This is a genomic window from Bacillus sp. V2I10 (assembly GCF_030817055.1).
Classification (GTDB): domain Bacteria; phylum Bacillota; class Bacilli; order Bacillales; family Bacillaceae; genus Bacillus_P.
Map to the genome: position 1 here is coordinate 1403351 of NZ_JAUSYV010000001.1, position 23117 is coordinate 1426467.

Genomic DNA, 23117 nt, shown 5'->3' on the forward strand with positions numbered 1-23117 from the left:
CTTAAAGGATTTTTACTTTAAGCTCCAATTACTTTTTACAATTTCAAAACAGCGGTATAGCTTTACACTTAGTTTGTGCTTTCAATAGGTGCTTTAGAATCTTTTAAAACAGCCACATTCTTTGTTAATAGGCTGACAATCAACATCGAGGCAACATTAATGCTCAATGCAATAACACCTACATTAATATCCTTAACCAATTGCGGCAGGGAAGGGAAAAGAGTAGCAAGTGTTGTTTGTGTAATAGTCGTATATGCCACAACACCAACTCCGATAATCATTCCAGCTGCCGCACCTTGCTTCGTTACAAAATTATTCTTCATTAAGCTTAAAAGCAAAGCAGGTGCCAATTGTGTGACAAAACTATACCCCATTAACAGAAGGGTTACGATGCTGTCACCCCCATTGAATGTAAAGTATACACAGACAAGGGTCACAACAGGGACAAGCAGTTTTGCCAGAACGGATACTTGTTTTTCAGTTGCTGTTGGCACAAACACTTTATATACGTTTTTAGATAAAGAGGTGGATGCTGCCATAAGCAGCATGGAACCTGGCACAAGTGCTGTTAATAAGCCAGCTGCACCAATCACCCCCACAAACCATGGATCAAAGGTTTGAATGGAAATCCGGAGCAAAGCAAGATCGGTTTCCGTTCCTTTTAAATTCGGGACTTTCACGATAGCAGTATATCCTACAAGAAAAACGAACAACAATATAAGTGTATATAGAGGGCTGATAATCGCATTTTTTCGGAAGGACTTGCCGTTTTTGGCTGAATAAATGGCGCCATAAAAATGTGGCCACATATAGACACCAAGCACGGTTAGCAGAACAGTTGAAATAAACCATGAAATACTTAACCCGCTATCAGGAAGTGCAAGGAACCCTGGTTTGGCTGCTTCAACTGCCTCAAACATCGGCTGTATGCCTCCGAAGTAATGGAATGGAATGTAAATTCCCATGAATACAACTACTATAAGGATCAAGATATCCTTAAGAACAGCAGTCCAGGCAGATCCGTGAATGCCTGAAATCATTACATAAATAGTAATTGAGATTGCACCAATCCAAATCGCAAGCTCTGGTGAGATTTTTCCATAAGATCCTTCTGACACAATTATGCCAAGTCCTTTTAGTTGAAGAACGATGTACGGAATGATGGCAAGTACCCCAATTAGGGCGACAATTATTCCAAGCGCAGGGCTTTTATATTTGCTTACATAAAAGTCAGGTTGTGAAACCAGATTGTTTTCTTTCCCATATTTCCAGATTGCAGGGAGAAGCCAGTAAGATAAGACATACATCAATGAAATATACGCTACCAAATAAAGTGCTGGTCCACCCTTATCGTAGGCCCACCCGCTTCCGCCAAGAAAAGTAACTGTTGTGTATGTTTCACCAGCCATCAGGAGAAAGACGAAGATACTCCCAAAACCCCGTTTGCCAACGGTCCATTGCTCAAGGTCCATATCCTTTCCTTTTCTTGCCCGAATTCCTAGATAAATGGAGAGAAGGATAAATCCGAAAATAATAATCAATGCTGAATTCATTCAAGATCACCTTCCTTATTTGCAGGATCCAGTTTGAATATTATGAGCATAATACCGGAAGTGAGCAGCACCCACATGACAACCCAAAACAGAACAAACGGAACGCCAAGTACATAGGGGGTAACCCTATTGACCAAGGGCAATAGTCCAAGCATCCCAATAAACGGCACCAATCCTAACAGATAAATCGGTTTCATAATGAACCTCCTTTGAATGATTAATTAATTATTAAGTCTTGGTGTACGTTTAGTTATAAGAGAGATTAGAAGTTTCACTTTGATAGACAAATTTTCCGTCAATAATGGTAGATTCGACATTCAGTTCTTTTATGTGTTCAGTGGGTATAGTCAGGATCTCTTGATCCAGTATAACTAAATCTGCCAGTTTTCCAGGCTCAATACTGCCTTTGAATTCTTCTTCAAAACTTGCATAGGCCCCATTCCAGGTGTACATTTTTATTGCTTCAAGAACATCAACGCGCTGACTTAACCCTGCCTCCTGACCGGACATGGAACGTCTATTCACTGCACAATGAATTCCAAGAAGAGGATTATGATCTGACACAGGGTTGTCCGATCCACAGGCAACGACTAACCCTGAATCCAATAAATCCCGCAATGGATACATTTGATTTACACGCTCACCTATATGCTTAATGTATGCATCACCAAATTCGTAAAAGAAGTTTGGATTCGGAATGGGAATGACATTTAACTTTTTCATCCGTTTAATAAGGTCTGGCATGGAAAGCCCGGCATGTTCGATTCGGTGGCGGTGGTTATCTCGCGGAAATTCTTTTAGAGCCGTTTCCATACATGTAAGAAGCATGTCTATAGCACGGTCTCCCTGAGCGTGAGCTGTTATTTGAAGTCCCTTTTTATGAGCTTCTCCAAGGACTTCATTCAGCTCATTCTGATCATAGTAAAGGACTCCGGATTCATTTGGATTGCTTGTATAAGGCTCTCTTGTAGCCATTGTCGGAACACTGCTGGCTCCATCGGTAAATACCTTCGCAGGCCCTATTTTAAAATACTCATTCCCAAGTCCTGTTACCATGCCGGATTCCGTAATCCTTCTTACATATTTGGCCGAATGGTTAAGGGAAGACAGCATGGCATAGATTCGCACTTTAACCTCGCCTGCCTGAACGGCCAACTGCATGGCTCTAAGACTGTCTGCATCATTTCCGCCGGCATCATGAATGCTTGTGATTCCTGCTTCAACATAGTGATCTGAAGCTAACGCAATTCCCTTTCTAAGTTCCATTTCACTATACTTGGCTGCGTTTAACATCTGCATATGAGCTGTTTCAATTAAGAAACCGTTCAGGTTGCCGTAACAGTCACGATCAAATTTTCCGCCTGGCGGGTCAGGTGTTTTGTCGTTTATTCCAGCGATTTTGAGAGCTTGGCTGTTTACTATCGAGTGATGAGCACAAGTTCTCATAATCATAATAGGGTGGTCAGAAGAAATTTCATCAAGTTCTATTCTTGTGGGATAGCGTTGTTCAGCAATTGCCGTCTCATTAAACCCCCATGCGCGTATCCATTCTCCCTTAGGTGTTTGCTGTGCTTTGCGTTTTAATTTATCAAAAATATCGTCCAATGATTTCATTTGAGGCTCTTTGCAATTGATTGCCAGTTTGTTCGTACCATGCAGAGTAATATGTAAATGAGAGTCAATAAATCCAGGCAGCAAGCTCTTTCCTCTTAGATCAATTACAGCTGTAGCATCTGTAATCAAGTTTTTAATTTTCTCGTTCTGACCTACCGCAACAATTCGATTACCCGTTACTGCAACAGCTTCTGCAATCCGGTTGCTGGAATCTGCTGTAACAACTTGGCCATTTATAAAGACGATATCGGCCATCTAAAAACCTCCTTTTTTAGTTTGTTCAACTGAAAAATAAACATTGAGTCATTTGCATATGTAAATACTATCAGAATATTTAAATAAATATATGTGACATAATGTAAATGAAATGGCCTAAACAAGTTACAATCTGTATAAATGGAAATAGAAAAGAAGTTGATGTACTCGTTGTATTTTATGTCTCCCTTTGCAACACACCAAACTGATTTAAGCCATAGCAAACATTAAAAAATGGAAAATGAAAAGCCCTGCCCCTTTACCAATATAGGTATAAGGGCAGGGCTTTCAAATTGTCGACTATTTGGCTATCTTTACCATCTGCCACTTTTTATCGGTTTCTCTATATAATTGAAAGTTTCATTAAGATTGGACCTTTTCAATGTATATCGTCGAGGTACACCAGCCAAATACATAGTATCTGTACCAAAACTTATTCCTCTATGACCAATAAACCACCACCAGAAGGTGGAGGTTTATTAATGTATCTAGGAAATATAACAAATTACTGTTCTTTTAAGTTGGTTACAGAAACACTTTGTTTATTATTTGGTTCATCAAGGGGATGGATTGTAGCTTTTCCATTTTGTTCATCCACTTGCTCAATGTAAATACTTTCCCCATTATAGGTTACAGTAATCATACTTGGCGAAGAAGTTATTTCCTGTGCTCGTTGTGCGTTCATTGTAGCCACCTCCTTTGGATTTGCAACAGTTATAATATTTGTTCCAAATTACTTAGATATACTTGTTGTATTTAAAACACTTCCAAATGTTGAGCGGATAATAAAGTTGTTTGATTTTTCTTTAATAACTAAAAGGGCGGCACTCCTGATTTAATACTAAAAAAACAAGATGGATTAATAAAATCTTTCAAATTGGTAAAGTTAAAGAAAACGAATGGGTTAGGAGGCTTTAGGATGAGTAGTTTAAATCGAGTACCAATTACATCTTCAGAATTAGGAAACTTGTGGATGACGTATCAAGACAAAACAATGATTATGAGATTTCTGGAATACTTTCTTGAACACGCAGAAAAAGAGGAAACACGGCAAATTCTGCAGTCTTATTATGAACGTTCTGCTGAAAGTGTAGAGTTTGTGAAATCTATTTTTCAACAGGAAGGCGCGGTTATTCCAGTTGGGTTTACTGAAAACGACGTGAATAAAGGGGCTCCAAAGTTATTCGACTTTATGTATGATGTCATGTATTTACATATGATGGCTAAATTAGGAACTGGTCTTTACTCGCTCTATTCGACTATGTCTTACCGTCAAGATATAAGACAATTTTTCAGACGTTTAACATCTGAAGCACAAGAGGCATATGACCAAGCGACAAATATTCTTTTAGAAACAGGGGTTCTTTCTCGACCCCCATTTGTTTCGATGCCAAAAGAAGTGAAGTTTGTACAAGGTAAAAATTATATGACCGGGTCGAATTGGTTTAGTAATGAAAGATCCTTAAATACAATTGAGATTTCTCTTATTCATCATTCAATTGAGACAAACCTTACGGGGATGCAATTAATGATCGGATTTGCACAAGTAGCACATGATCAAGAGGTCCGAAACCATTTTATTAAAGGAATGGAACTAGCAAAGAAAATCGAAACATCGTTAGGTGAATTTTTACGTCAAGATTACATTGAACCACCAGCCACTCATGCCGGAAAAGCAACCACTTCAACCGTCGCTCCTTTTTCCGATAAATTGATGATGTATAATACCAGTTTGTTAAGTACATTTGGGCTCGGAAGTAATGCACTTGGTGGCGCCTTTAGTTTACGAAGTGATTTGCCAACGAAAATGGCGCTGCTTGCAAAAAATATTTTTGATTTTGCAAAACAAGGCGGAAAAATTATGGTCAAAAATGGTTGGATGGAAGAACCGCCACATGTTGAGGATCGAAATCAATTGACAAAAAAGTAGGAAACTTGGATTTTATGAACTTGTGGGATGAAGAGGATATATTCTTAGGGCCAGTACGTTTGGTGGAACTGTAGTAGAGGAAATTACGTATGGCTGAAGGATATCTCAGAGTTATGTGTTGAGTAAGAGCAACAAAGATTTACACACGTTAACCTTGTTTAATTAACGGGCGCATTCCTGTAGGAACGCACCCTTTTTACTTTTGGAAAGATGCCTTAACGAATACTAGGCTTAATAAAAAATGAAGCAACTAAACCAATACCAAGAAGCAACGCCAAAATTTCAAATGTCAAAAGGTAACTACTGGTGTTTAAAAGCGCCACCGCCATGATTGGTCCGAGGGAAGCACCAATAAATACGACAGATGTATAAAGAGAAACCGCAGCTCCACGTGCTTGACCGCCAAGTTGACCCACCAATGAAATAAGTGTTGGTACTGTTATTGCAATTCCGGTCACGAACATCACGCTCATGATAATAAGTAACGGCAAGTTAGAGCTAATTCCCAGAAAAGCTAGACCCGCAAAAGCCAGGGTAAGGCCCCCGCGCAGAACATTTTGAATACCAAATTCGGCAACAAGTTTTCCAGTAAATGGAGAAAACAACATCCCGATAATTCCAACAGTACGAACAAAGAAAATGTCTTGATTTCCTAACCCAAACTCTATGCTTAAATAGCTGCCGAGTGCAGTATACATTCCAACAAAGGTCAGTAATAGGGTAGTCGCAATTATATAGCAAAACAACAATGGTTTTATTGTAAGAACGGACCCAAACTGTTTAAAGGGGGCAAGTAAACTGTTGTCATTGTTTTGATTATCAGCTTTTGGGATAAGTAAAGCTACGATAATGGTTGTTATTAGATAGATAGCTCCGATCATGTAAAATACACTCTGCCATCCAAACATATTGCTAATGAAGCTACTAAAAATCTGACCAACAACCCCAGCCATTAGAAATCCAGAGCTAACAAATCCAATCGCCGTTACACGTTTTTCAGGGGGGAACATTTCGACAATATAAGTTACAGCTACGGGGGGAAATGTTGCCGCGGCTATTCCTTGTATGCTCCGGAGCATGATTAACGTTGACAGGCTATTCGATAACCCCAATACTCCGGTAATAATCGTTAATGCTGCCAAACCAAATAATATTACCCTTTTGCGTCCATAACGATCTGACAATGGTGCGGTAAACAGACAGCCTATCGCGTAAAAAAGGGAAAAAGCGCTGCTGGTCCACGCTGCTTGAGCAGCTGTGGCTTCAAAAACTTCATTAAAGGTGTCTGCCAATGGAATAGTCAAATAAACGCTGGACACGACTACAAGACCACACCAAAACAAAATAGCTGTCATTAACGAATAGTTTCGCTCATAAATCATGCTGTTTGTACTTGCTATTTGAGTCACGGGGCGTTCCCTCCTTATTTCCATCATATCCGGCCTTACTGATAAAAATTGCATAAACCTCTTGCAGGAATAACCAACATTAGGTCTTCCTAAATTTCTCTGAAGTCGTTTTGGCTTTTAAAGCTTAGTAATATTACACACGACCTGCAGGTTCATATCGAACAGCTGGTAAAATTCCCAGTTAGAAAGTTGCATCTTTTTTTATCCATAGTTTTTGAACACACAGATTAGTACAATTGCTCAAAAACTGATACCGTCTCATAAATCCTCAGTTGAATTGTTCAAATGCAAGATCCCTGGACAAATAATTGCCTTCCTAAATTAACTTATAAGGAATCCCTTAATTTAAAGGGATTCCTTTTGATTATTAGTCTTTTATTTAATTGGTAGTTCAGTAATGCGGCTTTTAGCTAAAAAATCTTGATCGGATGCTACAGTCCCTGCTTGACCCCAATTCGATAGTGGAACCTCTCTTAAAAGAACTAAAACTTTGTCTGGGGGGATGTTAAACAAGTTAACCGTTACCTCTGTCAGCTCCTTGATCCATTCCTGTTTTTGTTCTTCATTAAAACCTTCCCAACAATCAACGTTAATAATAGGCATTCTTAAACCATCTCCTTAAAGAAAAATGTAGATAATGTACATTATCTTCGTAAATTGTAACAAATCTACAATCAAAGTCAACAATTTACTTTCGTTGTTTGTAATTTATTTTCTTATATCGTAAAATAGTTACATAAGGATTTTATCGGAGGTCAAAACATGAACGGAAAACACGAAGAAGAAAATCCCTTAATACCCTTAATGGATTTTGATTTACTAAAGAAGTTGGTTGTCGGAATTGGAGAGGTATCAGATATTACAGGCATACCTACACGAAAAATTCGTTATTGGGAAGAAAAAGGGGTCATTCATTCCGAAAAAGAAGGTGAAGGAACCACAAGAAGGTATAATTATTTAAATGTCAAAAAAATTCTTTTGATCCAGGAGATGATCGAAGAAGGTTTTACACTTGATGCAGCAGCTAAAAAGGTAGAAAAACGAATGGAGAACCTTAATGAGGCCTTTCGAAAACTGGCTGATAGTTTTCCTGATGAGGAAAGTTGATTAACTAAGAGAATACTTATTATTAATCTTGTAATAGGACCATCTAATACAAGTATGTAGTTTCAAGAATATGGCGCTTATCCAGAAATGGTATGCTCCCCTTATAGTAGACACATTTAAAAAAGCGCATTAATCTGTCTACTAGGAGGGGGTATTTTTTATGGAGAAAAAAGCAGAGACTTATGATATATCGTTTAAGAAAAAAGCGGTGGATTTATATCATCAAAAGAAGAATTATTCAGCTGTTTCCAGAGAATTAAACATTCATCGAAAAAACATACAACGGTGGGTTAAACAGTTTAGTGAAGATGGAATTGTTGGTCTTAGGGAGAAACGCGGAAGAAAAAGTGGGTCTGGTAAAGTCTCTTCATCTACTATTGAAAATCCTCAAAAGAAAATAAAGCGATTAGAAGCTGAGAACGAACTGTTAAAAAAGCTTTTAAAGATGTGAAAGGGGGAATTGATTTAGAACCTAGTAATCTATTTCAAATCATTGATGATTTATCTAATCATTCTATACAGCTACTTTGCCATCTGGCTAAAGTATCAAGAAGTGGATACTACAAGTGGGTAAAGCGTAAAGCATTACCTTCGGAAAAGCAGATAGAGGATGAGAAGCTAAAGCAGAAAATAATAGAATGTCATCAGAAATATAAGGGCATCTATGGCTATAGAAGAATACAAATTTGGTTAAAGAGGACCTATGATATTCACATTAATCACAAAAAAGTTCAACGGTTACTAAGTGAGCTAGGTATTAAAGCAATTATCAGGAAGAAACGAATTTATTACGGTAAGAAAGAACCTTATCTTATCTCGAATAATTATTTAAATAGAGCCTTTTACGCTTCTCGCCCTAATGAAAAGTGGGTAACTGATATTACGTACCTCATTTTCAATGGACAGAAACTATATTTGTCTGCCATCAAAGACCTATATAATAACGAAGTTGTTGCGTACCAAATTAGTAGACGCAATGATTATAAGCTAGTCTTGGATACTCTTAAAAAAGCCATAAAAGGAAGGAATGTAAAAGGAATCCTTCTCCATAGTGATCAAGGATACCAATACACGTCCCATAACTATAATCAGCTACTCACAAGAAATAAAATGAAAGCTAGTATGTCTAGAAAGGGCAACTGTTGGGATAACGCTAGTATGGAAAATTTCTTTAGTCATTTAAAAACAGAATGTTTTAACCTTCATACTTTTAAAACTTCACAAGAGGTTAGAAGGGCTATTAAAGACTACATTCTCTTTTATAACCACGAAAGGTTTCAAAACAAGCTAAACAACCTGACTCCTATCGAATATAGAAGTCAGGCTTCTTAACTGCGCTTATTTTTTGTGTCTACTTGACAGGGGTCAGATCAGAAAAGGGATAGCGCTTTATTTAATGAAATAAAGTATTGAGTAAACCTTTTAATTTTGAAATAATTGGTATTAAGCATCGGGCAGGATTGTTGATTAAAAAGTGACATTATTTAACCTTCTGTTAATGATATTAAATTGGAAATACACATATTTGCTTAGAATATTATCACCTGAGGAGAAGAGATGAAGAAAGTAATTAACATGATTGATTCAAGTTCGAAAGTGGCAAGAGTGACGTTGCTTGAATTGAAAAAAACAGAAAAAGAACTTGGTGCTATTTTTCCAGATGAATACAAGGAACTCTTTTTAGAAACGAATGGAGCAAAATTTGGTGATTGGACTTTGTTCCCTATTCCAGCAGATGAACAATTAGAATTTACCATTGATATTGTAAAACGAAATCGAGAGAAAAGACCGAAGAATTTACCTAGTGATAGGATCTGTATTGGTGAAAAAATGAATGGTGATATACTCTGCTACCGTATTAGAAAAAGATTTATGCAGGAACAAATCTATATTTGGAATGATAAAACTGGAATAAGCGATTGCAAAGCATCAACATTAAGCCAATTTATTGATTGGTATGTACCGAGGGCGAATACTAATAATCCCAAAACAGTTGGTGCTTTTACAGTAGAAAGTGGAGAGTTAATTGTTACTGATCCATGTTATCAGGTGGATGATGAAAATGAGATGCAAATCATACTTTCAAATGTAAAAAAAGGGAATTGGACAACATCCATCTCTTACTCTAATGAAGAAGTGGTGAAAAATTTACTTGTATTTTATGGAGAAAACAAACCGAGTGGGAAATGGCATGATTACGATAAACTAATTGGAGTTGACTCTGCACAAGCTGGAATTTTTGATCTGGAAGCATTTGGTAGAGATGATGCCATCCAATTTGAATTGAAAAATGTCAATGACATTGAGATTGCTGAAGATGGATTAAAATATTATGTTGCATGCTGTGATATAGTTGCATCTGATGCACAAGGCGGAGTTGTACCAGGTGGTGCGGTTTCTATGTCTGGTTATGGTGACGGTATGTACGAAGTGAAAGTAAAATATAACGTTTCTAAAGAGGTTGTTGGAGTGATGATTGACTTTAGAGAAGAGGAATAATTGAATATCTCTCCAAGATGAGCCTACCGATATTAATACATCTTTTCTCTATTTATTAATTTCCTTGGCTATAAAAAAAGCCATCATTTGAGCTTCTTGTTTACTAAGATGTATCCCATCAGGAGCAAAAAACAGAAGTAGGAAAAAAAGAAAAAACCCTTGATACACAAGGGTTTTCGGATATGGAGCATAACGGGATCGAACCGATGACCTCTACGCTGCCAGCGTGGGGAGTACAATTTCCTCTAGTTTACTAGGATGCTCAGAAATGGCTTTATATCAAGGTTTTTAAGGAATCATGCAAAAATAAATGAACTGTAGTTTCCCTTAGTTTTCTATATTGTGTGACCAAAATGTTACCAGAGTGTGACCAATATTTTAGTGTTAAAATGCTATTTATTATATGAAAAACAGTAGGGTTTTGAGATGTGATGGTATGCCAATAATTAAGATTAATGATTTATAGTATTCTGGTTTTGGTCTAATTGATAAAACTGATTAAGCGGATTAAACAAATATGCAATAGAAATTGTTTTTGTTGATCCTAACAAGTAAAAATATCGTTCAGAAGAATTAAATTTTTAGTTATAGTAGCTAACGACGTTTCTCCTTTACGAAGCGTCTTTTTTTATTTACTCAACCGAACGTTTGTTTGTATAATATTTGTAGAGGTGGACATGATGGACAACTACGGAATTATGATTACTGTGCAAAAAACGAATATACATGGGAATGGTTATACCGAAGTACAGGTTATGGATTTCGGAAGAGAGCGCATATGGAAAATAAACTTTGATAATCTTGAAAATGAACAAATTCCGGAAACATTACGTGAGTATGTTCGAGAGAATGGAGAAAAGATTAAGGCTGGGCGTTGGCATTATAGTGGAACTATTAAAAAATAATATGTACTTAATAGGCTAACGGTATCAAGGGGCTGTTTCGGCAGCTCCTTTCCTTATTGAGCTCCCTCAGTTAGATACGATTATCTCTCGAATACTCACTTATTCGCAGGATTTCAAATCACTAGAAAGAATAGTAGGGGATTGATTGAATGAGTTTTGACCATTTTGGCTACATGAAGGCGTACTTAAATAAAGGAGGTAGTAATAACTCCAATAATTTCCATATAATGTACGCATTCTCCACGCTCCCATGTCTCAACGGGTTCGATAGTTCAAGAAAGGTCAACATTCAATGTTGTCTTTTTGTGTGACGGGCAGTCACACTCTTTTTTAATGTAAAAATTTAAATTAATTTCAGTCACAAACGGGTTCAGAAGAGACGAAACAACCTGAGTCCAATAGAATGTGGAACCAGGTTGCCTAATTTCTTTACATTTTTTTAACTGATTTTTACTAAACTCGGGTTTTTCCTTAATAATTTCCATTTAATCTATTGCTAGATTTAAAAATACATAGATGAGGAGAGATAAGGTATGACTGGTCAAAATTCTAATAATGGATTGAACAGAAGAGATTTCTTAAAAGCGGGAGGAATGAGCGCACTTGCCCTTACTCTTGGTTCGACTGAAGTAATAGGACTCGGTTCAAAAGCACTTGCAGATGCTACTGATAATCCAACCAGCGGATTTGGAGGGTATGGCGATTTGGTTCCAGATCCAAATGGTATTCTTGATCTTCCAAAAGGCTTTCATTACAAAATTATTTCCAGAGAAGGCGACCTGATGACAGACGGAACCAAAATCCCTGGTGCTTTTGATGGAATGGCAGCTTTTGAAGGACCGAACAATACGACCATTCTTGTTCGTAATCATGAATTATCGGCAGGTCCAGCATTTGGAAGCAATCCTTATGATGCGAATGCTCAAGGTGGTACAACGGCTCTAATTGTAGGTGCAAATAGTGAAGTGATCAAAGAATATGTTTCCTCTTCAGGTACAATCCGAAATTGTGCTGGTGGAGCGACACCTTGGGGCACTTGGCTAACTTGTGAAGAAAACCGTTCCGAGGGACACGGATATGTATTCGAAGTGGATCCGACACAGCCAGAGAACGATATGTCCAAAACTCCAATCAAGGAAATGGGCCGTTTTGCACACGAAGCCTGTGCAATTGACCCAGCGACAGGATATGTATACTTAACCGAAGATTCAAGCCCAAGCTACTTTTACCGTTTTATCCCAAATGACTTAAGCCAAAAGCCGGGTGCGTTACAAAAAGGCGGTAAGCTGTATGCGGCTGCGATTGAAGCGGTAGCTGACCCATCAGCAAGCACATTTAAAACAGGCCAAACATTTAAAATTGTTTGGAAGGAAGTAAATCCTCATTTGTGCCGTGAGGAAGCTGCTGCACAAAACTGCATTAAGTTCTCTAGACTTGAGGGAGCGTTCTTTCAAGAGGGGGTTTTCTGGTTCGATGACACCTCTGCCGGTGACAAAAAACTTGGACGCGTTTATCGGTATGTTCCTCACACTAATACATTGGAGCTTTTCTATGAGGGAAATGATGCACGAGAAATGGAATATCCGGATAATATCTGCTGTACTCCTTGGGGCGATCTTTGGTTTGCAGAAGACGGTTCTGGCCAAGATCGCATTATGGGAATTACCCCAGAAGGCAAGGTCTATCCTTTTGCCGCCAACCGTTTAAGTGGTTCTGAATTGGCAGGCCCAACCTTTTCACCAGATGGAAACACACTTTTTGTCAATATTCAAAGCCCAGGCAAAACATTTGCCATTTGGGGACCGTTCCAACGCAGAAACTCTGCGCGCGCAAGGGAAATGTCCTTTGCAGCTCCTTCGAATCTTGCACCGCAAGTTTCGGAAAAAGTGGCTAAGGCTGCCGAGGCGCAAGGTATGTCCATTCTAGAAGCAGCAGCATTTGAGCGCCACGGAGTAAAAATGATTTAAATTGTTTTACAGGATACCGTAAAAAAGATGTAAACAAACACTTTGTATGTTTTACATCTTTTTTTACATGCCAGGTATTTGTTGCAGGTGGACAAGGAAACTAGATGAAATAATAAATTAAAAGCTCTTGTGACCAAAGCGTGACCATAAGGTATTTTTGGCAATTTGAATGGTTAATAGAAAAAAACAAATAAAAAGGGGAAACCCTTATATATCAAGGATTTCCCCACTTCATTTTATGATGGAGCATAACGGGATCGAACCGATGACCTCTACGCTGCCAGCGTAGCGCTCTCCCAGCTGAGCTAATGCCCCGTATAATAAGGAATCTGCAAAAATTCATTTGCGATATTATAGATTATACTGCCTCTGAAGCATACTTGCAATAGGAATTAACAGTCAAAACAAAAATATTTTGACTGTTAATTTCAAAATAGACTATAAAAGCCTCACTCACTCTCAACCATTCCAAAAAAGTTCTCATGCACATACCCATTAATTACGATATCCAAGTTATGAAAATAGCGGTGCAGGGTCTGAACTGTGTCGGCGTTTCCGTTTATGAGACTTTCGGAATGGCGGATAATGGATTCACGGTCCGTTTTTAATGCTGGATCTTCAACAAGCGGGACGAAGTGTGTGGCATATGCTTTTGCTGCGGCAGCGCGGGCGGTTTGATCGGACATGTTTAAGCTGTCGATTCGGTCCCAGCCTGTGGTTTCGTTATAGAAAGGTGGAAATCGGCAATGAATGCGCCAACGTCTGTATACTCGGGTTTTTTACTTAAATTACATTATTATAAGATATGTCTGTTATAAAAAAGAAAAAAGCAAGAGAAAAATCCTTTTACTTCTTAATTAGCCTCACTTTTCACTTCTGCTATTTGCAGCAAATGCCTTTTTTCATGATACCCAATAAACTCAACCCATTGCTTTAAGGAAAGCTCGCCAAGGTGAGGGTGCTTCATTGCTTTTTCGTTCAGGGCTTGAACGGGTGCCGTTTCAGCAAAGTTAATCAGCTCTCGGCGTGATTCTTCAAGTTTTGATAAGAGTTCTTTTTTACGTATGATCCTTCGGCTGGTTTGAGGTTTTCGGGTGCCGGGACTTTGCGGGAACGGTCGATGACCAATTCCAGCGGTTTTTCGGTTACTTCTTTCTTATCGCCCGACATGAGAACCTGTTTCATGCCTCCTGTGATGACACGTTCCATTAAGTAGAGATGTTGAAGGATTTGGCCTGGGCTCCAAACGTCCTGTGAAGGTTTTTGGTTGAACTGTTTATCTGTCATGTTTTTGACTTCGTTCAGTAATTCAGCGCGTACTGCCTGTGAATGTTCCAGCATCTTGATCTCTCCCTTCACCTTCATTCTATCAAAGTGATGTGCAAAGTTCTCTTTTCAGCTTCTTCCTGACAGTTCCTGTGTTAAATGGTTTTTTACTTGCTCTCTGAGCTTGTATTTTTGGATTTTTCCTGAAGCGGTCATCGGATAGTCTTTGACGAAATAATAGTATTCAGGAATTTTATAATGGGAGAGCTGTCCTTTGCAGAATGCTTTTATGTCTTCTGCCGTCAGGGTGACGCCTTCTTTTGGAACGATGCAGGCTGCTGCTTTTTCTCCGTATTTTTCATCAGGAACGCCAATTACCTGAACATCCATAATATCTTCATGACGATAAAGGAATTCTTCAATTTCACGCGGGTAGACGTTTTCACCGCCGCGGATGATCATGTCCTTCAGGCGACCGGTAATGACGACATAGCCGTGTTCATCCATCGTAGCCAGATCACCGGTATGAAGCCAGCCTTCTTTATCAATCGCTTCTTCTGTTGCTTCAGGCATTTTGTAGTAGCCTTTCATGACGAGGTAGCCCCTTGTGCAAAGCTCTCCCTGAACACCTGGTGCTGTTTCCTCTCCTGTAAGCGGGTCAATGATTTTCACTTCTACATGAGGATGGGCTTTGCCGACTGTTTCAACTTTGCGTTCAATGGAGTCTGTCACAGTTGTCTGTGTTATGACAGGTGAGGACTCTGTTTGGCCGTAGGCAATCGTTACTTCTGACATGCCCATTTCATTGATGACTTTTTTCATGACTTCAATTGGACAGGTTGAGCCCGCCATAATCCCTGTTCTCAAGGTTGAGAGGTCATAGTTTTTAAAGTTAGGAGAGTTCAGCTCAGCGATAAACATCGTTGGCACTCCGTGCAGTCCTGTGCATTTTTCTTTTTCAACGGTTTGAAGGACAAGGTCAGGATCAAACTGGGCGATTGGCACCATGGCTGCTCCGACAGATACACATGCCAGAACGCCAAGTACGCAGCCGAAGCAGTGGAAGAATGGAACCGGGATGCATAAACGGTCCTGATTCGTTAAATTCATTGAGCTTGCGACAAGGAAGCCATTGTTGACAATATTGTGATGAGTGAGCATGACACCTTTAGGGAAGCCGGTTGTGCCTGAGGTGTATTGCATATTGATGACGCCCTCAGGAGTTAGCAGGCTCTCACGCTCGGCAAGCTCTTCATCTGTAACCTTAGATCCGTGATCTAGAAGCTCATTCCAGCTGTACATCTCATGGGGTGCTTTCTGATTTCCTATGTAAATGAGGTTTTTTAAGTGCGGCAATGCTTCAATTTGTTTGTATTTCTCTGCAGAAGCTGAATTCGTGATGGAGCGGACAATGTCGACATAAGATGTTCCTTTAAAGCCGTCAATTAAGAACAGAGTGGTGGAGTCAGACTGCTTCAGCAGGTATTCAAGCTCGCTGCTTTGGTAGCTTGTGTTGACGGTAACAAGTACGGCGCCAATGCGTGCAGATGCGAACTGAAGCAGGAGCCACTCAGGGACGTTGGTTGCCCAGATGGCAATGTTTTCACCCTTTTTCACGCCAAGACCCATTAAAGCTTTTGCGAGCTTCGTCGTTTCGCTGTAAAACTCATCATACGTATAGCGGATGTTTTCCTTTGAATAGATAACGGCATCCTGGCTTCCGTATTTTGATACAGTTTCCTTCAATAATTGGCCGATGGTTTTATTTTTTAGTGATTGCATGGGACCTCCCTGGACAAAAAGTATGATTACGCTTTCATTATAAACTATTTTTAGAAAGTTTTGAAAACTATTATTCTTTAAAAAATACAGAAGAAGTTGCAGTATAATAGAAGAGACGTATTTTAAAAAGGGGAACGATCATGAATAAATCAACATTTTATCCTTATTTGGCACTAGCAATTGGAGTTGCGGCAGTCTCAACGTCTGCCATTTTCGTAAAGCTGACCTCTGCACCTGCTCCAGTTATCGCGTTTTATCGCCTGTTTTTCTCAACACTCATCGTTCTGCCGCTGTTTTTGGCAAAATCGCTGCCTCATATTAAAACGTTAACGAAGAAAGACTGGAGCTATTCAATTTTGGCAGGGGTACTGCTTGCTTTTCATTTTATTCTCTGGTTTGAATCGCTGAACTACACTTCTGTAGCGAGTTCGGTTGTGCTGGTGACTCTTCAGCCGCTGTTTGCGTTTATTGGCACCTATTTCTTTTTTAAAGAGAGGGTGTCAGCGAGGGCTATAGTTAGTGCCATGCTTGCAATTGCAGGCAGTGTTGTGATCAGCTGGGGAGATTTCCGGATCAGCGGGCTTGCGCTGTTTGGAGACTTTCTTGCGCTTGCGGCATGTGCGATGGTCACGGCTTATCTGCTGTTTGGCCAAGGTGTGAGGAAGCGTCATACACTGACGCTATACACGTTTATCGTTTATGCGGTCAGCTCTGTGACATTATTCCTTTACTGTGTGCTGCTAAGCTATCCGCTGACAGGTTTTCAGAAACAGGATTGGCTGTACTTTTTGCTGCTTGCGATTGTACCGACATTGCTTGGGCATTCGTTATTCAACTGGTCGCTGAAATGGATTTCGACAAATGTCATTTCTGTCGCGATTCTGTTTGAGCCGGTTGGATCGATTATTCTTGCGTATTACTTCCTTGAAGAGACGGTTATTCTTACGCAATTAATTGGCGGAGCAATCATTATCATTGGCGTCATGCTGTTTCTTTTTGAAAAGAAAGAAGTGGACGAGATTTCCAGTGAACAAGCGCTGTAAACAAAAAAAGGACTCAATTTGAACTGCACCCAAATTGTTAGACACATCTAACAACTGAAGGTGTAGTTTTTTATGACGAAATATTCATTAGATACTAAGAAGCTACTGCAAAATTTAACATTGCTTCATCCAGCACCGTGTGGCAATGGTATCAGTTATTAGAAACACAAGGGAGAATTTGAAAGCATGGGGTATTTTAAACATGAATTAGAGAATTACATTCACTATTACAATCACAAACGGATTAAGGCTGAATTAAAAGGCATGAGTCCGGTTCAATACCGAACTCATGCCACGGAAGCAGCCTAAGATTCATGTCTAACTTTTTGGGGTCACTTCATTCCGAGTCCTTTTTTGTTTTTCCTTGATTTTCTTTTCCAGATCTTTAAACGTATACTTCGTCTTCTTTTTCAAAGCTTCTTCAAAGTTGTTTGTTTTTCCTGTTTCAAGAAGTATGTCCCGGATAATGTCTTCTCCAAATTCATCTGCCAAAATTTTAACGGCGTAGTAGCTTTGAGTATACACTTCCGCTTCCGGACTGTCTTCCAATGCATTTGCCCAGCTTCCGGGATTTCTGAGCTCATCGAAAGGGATCACCGTGTCGATGGGGATTTTTGCATCCTCTCCGTTATAGCCAGCATATTCTGCAACGCCTTCATTAAACCAGATTGGAATTTTCAGCGAATCGATTTCCATTTTCTCTAATGCTTTCTCCATATAGTAATGGGCATATTCATGATAAAAGGTTTCCACGACAAGCGGAGATGCGGCATCGAGATCATCCGGAATCACGATGGCCATGGTTTCTTTCACATGATCGTAAAACCCCATATAATCCAAATACTCAAGCTCCTGCAGCGAGTCCGGCGATTCATCAAGCAGAATCAGGTCAATCGGCAGATCCTCAATATCGCCAAACAAGCGTTTACTAATATTTCGTGCGTTCTTAAATTCGTCCTCAACCAGCTGAATATCTCTTTTATTAAGAGAGGAATAGTAAACAGTCAGATGAGAAATTTTCTTCGTTTCAGCAGACTCCTTGTATTCTGCGTAAGGGTCAATTGGCAAAAAAGCGTTCACCTGAAACTCGAATTTCTCCCGTGGACTGATATTTTGATAGTTAAAATGAGTTGTCATCACATTCATTAGGACAACGAAAAACAAGGTAATAATTAAACTGATGCTTGTGATGGAAAGGAAGATGGATCCTGATAATCCCTTGAAAAAGAGCAGATTTTTTTCCTTCCTGTGAATCATCTCGTATATAGAATAGATAAACAAGCCGATCAGCAGAAGCGCCATAACGCTTCCTGCGATCACACTGGCAGGTATATTCAAGAAGAGAAACAGAATGTAAAACACTCCGGTGAAATAAACGATATACAAGATGGATAAGAAACTATGCAGAAGTATTTTCACTTGCAGCCTCCGTTTGTCTTAGTCTATGAACATATTCTGTTTTATGAAAAGAAACTCCTTTTAGAGGTAGGGATTTAATTTTCGCTTGTCGAATTTTATCAGCAAGGAGTGTTGAAAATGAAATATAGAATAAGAAAAGCTGTTAAAGAAGATGCGAAGCAAATCGCAGTTGTTCACAGAGCGCAAAGCCTATAAAGGGTTAAGCGGATATCAGGAAGCGAAGCGCAGTGCAGAAGCTTATCTTTTTCAGACAGCGGATGTGCCTGTTGCCGCTGTAAGACCAGCTCTGGTAATCGGAATAGATGATTATACGGAACGCTTTTTATTTCATGTGAAAAAGGTGAAGAACGAGGAACCGATTGGAATTGCAGATCCTGGATATTTTTACAGCTATACCTCATCTGAGGACGCAGCGGGATTCTTGTATATAGCAGGAGAAAAAACCTTAACGGGTGCTTACAATGCCGCTTTTGAAAAAAGTCTGTCACTGAATGATCTTCTGCATAAAATCGGATATGCTGTCGGGAAAAAAGCGATTGTGACAGGCGAGATTGCGAAAGAGAATGCTTCACCTTATGGATTATCAGGTGATTGGACACTAAATGTGTCAAAGGCTGAAAGTGCTGGATACTCATTTGAGAAATTGGATCCGTACTTAGAGAAATTAATTGAGGCAATAAAAAAAGAAACGTGACAGTGTCGCGTTTCTTTTTAGTGAGGTAAAATCTGCTGATGAAATACCGAAGCAAAATAGGCGAATACAAACCCAAGCGGGAAAGAGAAAATCATAGACCAGCCGTTGACTAATTCTTCTTCGTTGCTGATCCTTATCGCTTCAAAATAACCATATAGAAAATTAATAATCGACAATAAAAAAGTTATCATCATCAATGAGTAGGATAGATTCATCATTTGTCCTCCATAAGAAATCTATTACTACTAGTACATGCCGATGATAGAGAGTTTATGACAAGAAAAGCGGATGGTCTAGATCAGCTCCTAAAGACAGATAAGGATCCGATGGAAAAGTACTGGCTTTTTAGGCGGATCCGTTCTGACTGAGGAGTTGGGCGCTGGAATAGAAATAAATGGAAGGGATTATATAAATTTTGATAGTATAAAAAAGCACCGAAAAAAACATCGGTGCTTTTGGCAGAATCTATTTTCTTTTTAAGACAAGTGATTTAGAAGCAGTGAGCATCAATACTAAGACGATTGAGCAAATGATAAATGTAGGCACCATGTAGGAAGCGTTATAGCCGGCTGAATACAGCAGAACGGGCTTATCACCTGCAAATTCTGCAAAGAATACAGCTCCAGCAAGTGTATGTGCCGCAAATCTAAGGAAGCTTCCAAGAAAAGCTGCTGCCACTACGTAAGCAATTAATCGTCCTCTGTTAAGAGGATTCAAAGAGCTTTGGACTTGTTTATAGAATACTCCTCCTGCACCTACCACGGTAAATGCGACAAAATAGTCAAGAAAACCCTGGATTGGATGTACAATTGTGGTGTAGCCCATAATTGTCTGCAAAACGCCAAGTAAAAAGCCTGTCAGCAGTCCTCCTTTTAATCCGTGGCGAAAACCCATGATCAGGACTGGAATCATTGCAAGTGAGATTGACCCTCCCTGAGGCATTTTGCCAATGAAGCTTGTTGCTAAATCAAGCAGAAATGCAATGGCTGATAGAATCGCTGCTTCTACTAAAAAAACTAAACGTGTATTTGTCTGCATAGCGCTTCCCCTTTTCGGCATTCGACCGGGGCTGTTTTTTTCCATAATAAAAAGCAATGCGGGGAATGTCGGATGGTTTCCACGCACTGCTTTGGTTGGGTTATCACTTGAATCCATCGCCACATCCCTACGTAAGCTTTAACTATACAGGTTCAACGGGTCTGAACAAAACGTTCACTCTCAGCCGAATGGCTCCCCAAGTGGTCAAATGCAATATATGATTTAGACACTACTATACAGGAAGTTGCAAAATTCGACAAGATTAAATTTTGATTTTTTTCAGAAAATAATGGAAAGCTCTTTTATCAGTCTTTACAAGGGTCCAAAACCTTGCTATAGTTTCCATGAATTCAATATATGCAGGGGAGCTGAGTGAACTTGGCTGAGAGGATACTGATTCTGATTCTTGTATCGACCCTTTAACCTGATCTGGGTAATGCCAGCGGAGGGAATGCGGAAGATGCATTATTTTTTCCATAACTTTGCGAATGCGTTAAGGCTGCCCCAGTGGCAGCCTTTTTTGTCGTTCGGTCAGATATTCATATATTAATAAATTTTAAGGAGGATAAAGAATGGCCAGTGTAAATCTAGCATTTCAGGTGCTGCCTAAATCATCAGAAGGGAATACATATGAAATTGTCGACAAAGCGATCGAGGTTGTTCAGCAATCAGGAGTCAAATATGAGGTCGGTGCGATGGAGACGGTGATGGAGGGAGAGCTTGATGAACTGATTAATATTGTTAAGCAAGCGCAGGATGCCTGTATTTCAGCCGGTGCCGCTGAGGTAATGACTCACATGAAAATTCATTACCGTCCAAAAGAAGGGGTCACAATGGATGAAAAACTTAAGAAATACCGTTAAAACACTTTCAGGAATTGCGCTTCCTGGTATAGTGCTGCTGTCATTCCTCTTTTTGTGGGAATTGGCTGTCATCGCATCAAAAGTGGAAAAATGGATTCTGCCGCGTCCGACTCATATTTTCATCACGCTTGCAGAAATGAGGGGAACGATAGGCGGACATATCCTGCAGACTCTGTCGGAAGCAGTGCTTGGTTTATTGATCGCTGTAACAGCAGGTGTATTGATTGCTATCTTAATAGACATGTCAGATTGGGTTCGAAAAGCAGTTGAACCGCTGCTTGTTCTTTCGCAAACCATTCCTATAATAGCGCTAGCTCCATTGCTTATCATCTGGTTCGGATTCGGCATTTTTCCTAAAGTAATTGTCGTGGCGCTCGTTTGTTTCTTTCCGATCGCCATCAATCTGTCTGACGGCTTCCGTTTAATAGACAGGGATATGGTGAAGCTCATGAGAACGCTTGGAGCCAGCCGCAGACAGATGTTTTTAAAACTGAAGCTTCCAGCTGCAACACCTTTCTTTTTTTCAGGGTTAAAAATAGCCGGAACATACAGTGTGATGGGGGCGGTTATCGGAGAGTGGCTGGGTGCAAGCAAAGGACTCGGCATTCTATTGACTCGATCCTCCCAATCGTTCCTGACAGATAAAGTATTTGCAACAATCGTCTTAATAGTAGGTTTAAGCTTAATAATTTTTGCACTCATTGAAATACTGGCAAGAATCATGATGCCCTGGAAATATAAGCAGCAAAAGAATTCTAACTAGCTACGGGGGAGAAAAAATGAAAAAACTCTTATTTATTCTATTTAGTTTAGTATTCATCTTATCTGGATGCGGATCAGCGGAAAAAAACACTAATGAAGAATTAAAAAAAGTGAAGATTATGCTTGATTGGTTTCCAAACACAAATCATACAGGTATTTATGCAGCGAAAGAAAATGGCTTCTATAAAGAAGAAGGTCTTGATGTTGAAATAGTTGAACCTGGTGAAGGAGTCAGTGCGGATCAGATCGTTGCTTCTGGTGAAGTTGATTTTGCTGTCAGCCATCAGGAGAATATTACACACGCAAGATCAACTGGAGTGCCGATTGTTTCAATAGGAGCAATCATACAGGAGAATACTTCTGCATTCGCTTCTTTAAAAGAAGAAAACATCACTTCTCCAAAGGATTTTGAAGGAAAACGTTACGGGGGATGGGGTTCTCCTACAGAAGAAGCTGTTATTAAAGCTGTAATGGATAAATCGAATGCAGACTTTGAAAAAGTCGATTATGTCACGCTTGGAGCAACAGACTTTTTCAAGTCGATCGGACGCGATACAGACTTTCAATGGATTTTCCAGGCATGGGATGGGATTGAGGCTGCTCGCCAGGGAATTGAATTGAATTACATCTATTTAAAAGACCTTGATCCAGCATTAAACTATTACACTCCAGTTATTGCAACAAGCGAATCCAAAATTGCAAAAGACAAAGAAATGGTCCAGTCCTTCATGAAGGCCACATCAAAGGGTTATCAATTTGCCATTGAAGAGCCGGAAGAAGCAGCGGATATTCTAATTAAAAATGTACCTGAGATCAATGCTGAGTTAGTAAAGGAAAGCCAAGTGTGGCTAAGTGATCAGTATCAGGGAAAAGCAAAGCAATGGGGCATTCAAGATGAAAAAGTCTGGAATAGATATGCCGATTGGATGTATGAACGAAAGCTGATTGAAGAGAACATTGAACCAAGTGAAGCTTTTACAAATGAGTTCCTGCCTGAAGGAAAGGAATAGC

25 protein-coding genes, 1 tRNA gene, 1 pseudogene and 2 riboswitches are annotated in these 23117 nt (G+C 39.5%); of the genes and pseudogenes, 13 read left to right on the forward strand and 14 right to left on the reverse strand.

What is annotated here, in order from left to right:
* Positions 1–68: 68 nt before the first annotated feature.
* The 4 genes from QFZ72_RS06980 to QFZ72_RS06995 all read right to left on the reverse strand — a co-directional run bounded on the left by QFZ72_RS06980 (position 69) and on the right by QFZ72_RS06995 (position 4107).
* Positions 69–1553, reverse strand: coding sequence for a sodium:solute symporter family protein (locus QFZ72_RS06980; RefSeq protein ID WP_307431203.1), 1485 nt, complete (start codon positions 1551–1553; stop codon positions 69–71).
* Entirely contained in the window at positions 1550–1750 is a 201-nt protein-coding gene (locus QFZ72_RS06985; RefSeq protein WP_307431206.1) for a DUF3311 domain-containing protein, read from the reverse strand. The genes QFZ72_RS06980 and QFZ72_RS06985 overlap by 4 nt, the downstream gene beginning before the upstream one ends.
* Before the next feature lie 49 nt (positions 1751–1799).
* Complete coding sequence (locus QFZ72_RS06990; protein WP_307431207.1) at positions 1800–3422, reverse strand: amidohydrolase; 1623 nt, start codon at positions 3420–3422, stop codon at positions 1800–1802.
* A gap of 505 nt (positions 3423–3927) precedes the next feature.
* Positions 3928–4107: a small acid-soluble spore protein H gene (locus tag QFZ72_RS06995; protein WP_307431210.1), complete on the reverse strand. Its 180-nt coding sequence runs from the start codon at positions 4105–4107 to the stop codon at positions 3928–3930.
* Positions 4108–4341: 234 nt separating this feature from the next.
* On the opposite strand from QFZ72_RS06995, the gene QFZ72_RS07000 reads away from it, so the two are divergent.
* Positions 4342–5352, forward strand: a complete 1011-nt coding sequence (locus QFZ72_RS07000; RefSeq protein WP_307431212.1) for a DUF3231 family protein — start codon at positions 4342–4344, stop codon at positions 5350–5352.
* Between the two features lie 215 nt (positions 5353–5567).
* Here the strand turns inward: QFZ72_RS07000 and QFZ72_RS07005 are convergent, their stop codons facing one another.
* Together QFZ72_RS07005 and QFZ72_RS07010 are read right to left on the reverse strand one after the other, a co-directional pair.
* The gene (locus QFZ72_RS07005; RefSeq protein ID WP_373464669.1) at positions 5568–6788 is read right to left on the reverse strand and encodes an MFS transporter; all 1221 of its coding nucleotides are present in this window, start codon (positions 6786–6788) and stop codon (positions 5568–5570) included.
* A gap of 348 nt (positions 6789–7136) precedes the next feature.
* Complete coding sequence (locus QFZ72_RS07010) at positions 7137–7364, reverse strand: tautomerase family protein (protein WP_307431215.1); 228 nt, start codon at positions 7362–7364, stop codon at positions 7137–7139.
* A gap of 159 nt (positions 7365–7523) precedes the next feature.
* Here QFZ72_RS07010 and QFZ72_RS07015 point away from each other — a divergent pair, with 159 nt between their 5' ends.
* The 6 genes from QFZ72_RS07015 to QFZ72_RS07040 all read left to right on the forward strand — a co-directional run bounded on the left by QFZ72_RS07015 (position 7524) and on the right by QFZ72_RS07040 (position 13239).
* A complete protein-coding gene (locus QFZ72_RS07015; RefSeq protein ID WP_307431218.1) occupies positions 7524–7868 on the forward strand; it encodes a MerR family transcriptional regulator in 345 nt (114 codons plus the stop codon).
* A gap of 160 nt (positions 7869–8028) precedes the next feature.
* Positions 8029–8319, forward strand: coding sequence for a helix-turn-helix domain-containing protein (locus tag QFZ72_RS07020; RefSeq protein WP_307430193.1), 291 nt, complete (start codon positions 8029–8031; stop codon positions 8317–8319).
* On the forward strand, positions 8316–9200 hold the full coding sequence (locus tag QFZ72_RS07025; protein ID WP_307430190.1) for an IS3 family transposase: 885 nt from the start codon (positions 8316–8318) through the stop codon (positions 9198–9200). Before QFZ72_RS07020 ends, QFZ72_RS07025 begins: the two co-directional genes overlap by 4 nt.
* A 225-nt stretch (positions 9201–9425) precedes the next feature.
* Positions 9426–10367 carry an SMI1/KNR4 family protein gene (locus QFZ72_RS07030; RefSeq protein WP_307431220.1) on the forward strand — a complete coding sequence of 314 codons (942 nt, stop codon included), beginning with the start codon at positions 9426–9428 and terminating at the stop codon, positions 10365–10367.
* Positions 10368–11047: 680 nt separating this feature from the next.
* The gene (locus QFZ72_RS07035; protein WP_307431223.1) at positions 11048–11272 is read left to right on the forward strand and encodes a hypothetical protein; all 225 of its coding nucleotides are present in this window, start codon (positions 11048–11050) and stop codon (positions 11270–11272) included.
* Positions 11273–11805: 533 nt separating this feature from the next.
* Entirely contained in the window at positions 11806–13239 is a 1434-nt protein-coding gene (locus QFZ72_RS07040) for an alkaline phosphatase PhoX (protein WP_307431226.1), read from the forward strand.
* A 242-nt stretch (positions 13240–13481) separates the two neighbouring features.
* Here the strand turns inward: QFZ72_RS07040 and QFZ72_RS07045 are convergent.
* The 5 genes from QFZ72_RS07045 to QFZ72_RS07060 form a co-directional block, all read right to left on the reverse strand.
* Positions 13482–13554 (reverse strand) — tRNA-Ala (locus QFZ72_RS07045).
* Positions 13555–13688: 134 nt separating this feature from the next.
* Positions 13689–13925: a hypothetical protein gene (locus QFZ72_RS07050; protein WP_307431229.1), complete on the reverse strand. Its 237-nt coding sequence runs from the start codon at positions 13923–13925 to the stop codon at positions 13689–13691.
* 167 nt (positions 13926–14092) lie between these two features.
* Positions 14093–14368: a DinB family protein gene (locus QFZ72_RS29425; RefSeq protein WP_373464670.1), complete on the reverse strand. Its 276-nt coding sequence runs from the start codon at positions 14366–14368 to the stop codon at positions 14093–14095.
* Positions 14254–14604 (reverse strand): DinB family protein, encoded by a 351-nt coding sequence (locus QFZ72_RS07055; protein WP_307431232.1) that lies wholly within the window; start codon positions 14602–14604, stop codon positions 14254–14256. Before QFZ72_RS07055 ends, QFZ72_RS29425 begins: the two co-directional genes overlap by 115 nt.
* A 30-nt stretch (positions 14605–14634) precedes the next feature.
* The gene (locus QFZ72_RS07060; protein WP_307439636.1) at positions 14635–16311 is read right to left on the reverse strand and encodes an AMP-binding protein; all 1677 of its coding nucleotides are present in this window, start codon (positions 16309–16311) and stop codon (positions 14635–14637) included.
* A gap of 116 nt (positions 16312–16427) precedes the next feature.
* Between QFZ72_RS07060 and QFZ72_RS07065 the strand changes: the two genes are divergently transcribed.
* Complete coding sequence (locus QFZ72_RS07065) at positions 16428–17330, forward strand: DMT family transporter (protein ID WP_307431235.1); 903 nt, start codon at positions 16428–16430, stop codon at positions 17328–17330.
* A gap of 174 nt (positions 17331–17504) precedes the next feature.
* Positions 17505–17639: pseudogene (locus tag QFZ72_RS07070) on the forward strand (IS3 family transposase); the annotation flags it as partial.
* 9 nt (positions 17640–17648) lie between these two features.
* On the opposite strand, the gene QFZ72_RS07075 reads toward QFZ72_RS07070, so the two are convergent.
* Positions 17649–18749, reverse strand: coding sequence for a gluzincin family metallopeptidase (locus tag QFZ72_RS07075; protein ID WP_307431237.1), 1101 nt, complete (start codon positions 18747–18749; stop codon positions 17649–17651).
* A gap of 151 nt (positions 18750–18900) precedes the next feature.
* Here QFZ72_RS07075 and QFZ72_RS07080 point away from each other — a divergent pair, with 151 nt between their 5' ends.
* Complete coding sequence (locus QFZ72_RS07080; protein ID WP_307431240.1) at positions 18901–19443, forward strand: Rossmann-fold NAD(P)-binding domain-containing protein; 543 nt, start codon at positions 18901–18903, stop codon at positions 19441–19443.
* Positions 19444–19460: 17 nt separating this feature from the next.
* On the opposite strand, the gene QFZ72_RS07085 is transcribed toward QFZ72_RS07080, so the two are convergent.
* Both QFZ72_RS07085 and thiT read right to left on the reverse strand, forming a co-directional pair.
* Positions 19461–19658: a hypothetical protein gene (locus tag QFZ72_RS07085; protein ID WP_307431243.1), complete on the reverse strand. Its 198-nt coding sequence runs from the start codon at positions 19656–19658 to the stop codon at positions 19461–19463.
* Positions 19659–19908: 250 nt separating this feature from the next.
* Positions 19909–20481, reverse strand: coding sequence for an energy-coupled thiamine transporter ThiT (gene thiT, locus QFZ72_RS07090; RefSeq protein WP_307431246.1), 573 nt, complete (start codon positions 20479–20481; stop codon positions 19909–19911).
* A 107-nt stretch (positions 20482–20588) separates the two neighbouring features.
* Positions 20589–20690, reverse strand: a riboswitch (TPP riboswitch).
* 142 nt (positions 20691–20832) lie between these two features.
* Positions 20833–20951: riboswitch (TPP riboswitch) on the forward strand.
* 102 nt (positions 20952–21053) lie between these two features.
* Here thiT and QFZ72_RS07095 point away from each other — a divergent pair.
* The 3 genes from QFZ72_RS07095 to QFZ72_RS07105 are packed head-to-tail and all read left to right on the forward strand — an operon-like array spanning position 21054 to position 23116.
* The gene (locus QFZ72_RS07095; RefSeq protein WP_307431249.1) at positions 21054–21344 is read left to right on the forward strand and encodes an MTH1187 family thiamine-binding protein; all 291 of its coding nucleotides are present in this window, start codon (positions 21054–21056) and stop codon (positions 21342–21344) included.
* Entirely contained in the window at positions 21319–22107 is a 789-nt protein-coding gene (locus QFZ72_RS07100; RefSeq protein WP_307431251.1) for an ABC transporter permease, read from the forward strand. The genes QFZ72_RS07095 and QFZ72_RS07100 overlap by 26 nt, the downstream gene beginning before the upstream one ends.
* Before the next feature lie 16 nt (positions 22108–22123).
* A complete protein-coding gene (locus QFZ72_RS07105) occupies positions 22124–23116 on the forward strand; it encodes an ABC transporter substrate-binding protein (protein ID WP_307431254.1) in 993 nt (330 codons plus the stop codon).
* Position 23117: the final 1 nt, after the last annotated feature.

Coding starts and splice junctions, on each gene's coding strand:
- QFZ72_RS06980 (WP_307431203.1), bottom strand. CDS start 1,553: ATGAATTCAGCATTGATTATTATTTTCGGATTTATCCTTCTCTCCATT.
- QFZ72_RS06985 (WP_307431206.1), bottom strand. CDS start 1,750: ATGAAACCGATTTATCTGTTAGGATTGGTGCCGTTTATTGGGATGCTT.
- QFZ72_RS06990 (WP_307431207.1), bottom strand. CDS start 3,422: ATGGCCGATATCGTCTTTATAAATGGCCAAGTTGTTACAGCAGATTCC.
- QFZ72_RS06995 (WP_307431210.1), bottom strand. CDS start 4,107: ATGAACGCACAACGAGCACAGGAAATAACTTCTTCGCCAAGTATGATT.
- QFZ72_RS07000 (WP_307431212.1), top strand. CDS start 4,342: ATGAGTAGTTTAAATCGAGTACCAATTACATCTTCAGAATTAGGAAAC.
- QFZ72_RS07005 (WP_373464669.1), bottom strand. CDS start 6,788: ATGATGGAAATAAGGAGGGAACGCCCCGTGACTCAAATAGCAAGTACA.
- QFZ72_RS07010 (WP_307431215.1), bottom strand. CDS start 7,364: ATGCCTATTATTAACGTTGATTGTTGGGAAGGTTTTAATGAAGAACAA.
- QFZ72_RS07015 (WP_307431218.1), top strand. CDS start 7,524: ATGAACGGAAAACACGAAGAAGAAAATCCCTTAATACCCTTAATGGAT.
- QFZ72_RS07020 (WP_307430193.1), top strand. CDS start 8,029: ATGGAGAAAAAAGCAGAGACTTATGATATATCGTTTAAGAAAAAAGCG.
- QFZ72_RS07030 (WP_307431220.1), top strand. CDS start 9,426: ATGAAGAAAGTAATTAACATGATTGATTCAAGTTCGAAAGTGGCAAGA.
- QFZ72_RS07035 (WP_307431223.1), top strand. CDS start 11,048: ATGGACAACTACGGAATTATGATTACTGTGCAAAAAACGAATATACAT.
- QFZ72_RS07040 (WP_307431226.1), top strand. CDS start 11,806: ATGACTGGTCAAAATTCTAATAATGGATTGAACAGAAGAGATTTCTTA.
- QFZ72_RS07050 (WP_307431229.1), bottom strand. CDS start 13,925: ATGTCCGATCAAACCGCCCGCGCTGCCGCAGCAAAAGCATATGCCACA.
- QFZ72_RS07055 (WP_307431232.1), bottom strand. CDS start 14,604: ATGAAGGTGAAGGGAGAGATCAAGATGCTGGAACATTCACAGGCAGTA.
- QFZ72_RS07065 (WP_307431235.1), top strand. CDS start 16,428: ATGAATAAATCAACATTTTATCCTTATTTGGCACTAGCAATTGGAGTT.
- QFZ72_RS07080 (WP_307431240.1), top strand. CDS start 18,901: ATGCGAAGCAAATCGCAGTTGTTCACAGAGCGCAAAGCCTATAAAGGG.
- QFZ72_RS07085 (WP_307431243.1), bottom strand. CDS start 19,658: ATGAATCTATCCTACTCATTGATGATGATAACTTTTTTATTGTCGATT.
- thiT (WP_307431246.1), bottom strand. CDS start 20,481: ATGCAGACAAATACACGTTTAGTTTTTTTAGTAGAAGCAGCGATTCTA.
- QFZ72_RS07095 (WP_307431249.1), top strand. CDS start 21,054: ATGGCCAGTGTAAATCTAGCATTTCAGGTGCTGCCTAAATCATCAGAA.
- QFZ72_RS07100 (WP_307431251.1), top strand. CDS start 21,319: ATGAAAAACTTAAGAAATACCGTTAAAACACTTTCAGGAATTGCGCTT.
- QFZ72_RS07105 (WP_307431254.1), top strand. CDS start 22,124: ATGAAAAAACTCTTATTTATTCTATTTAGTTTAGTATTCATCTTATCT.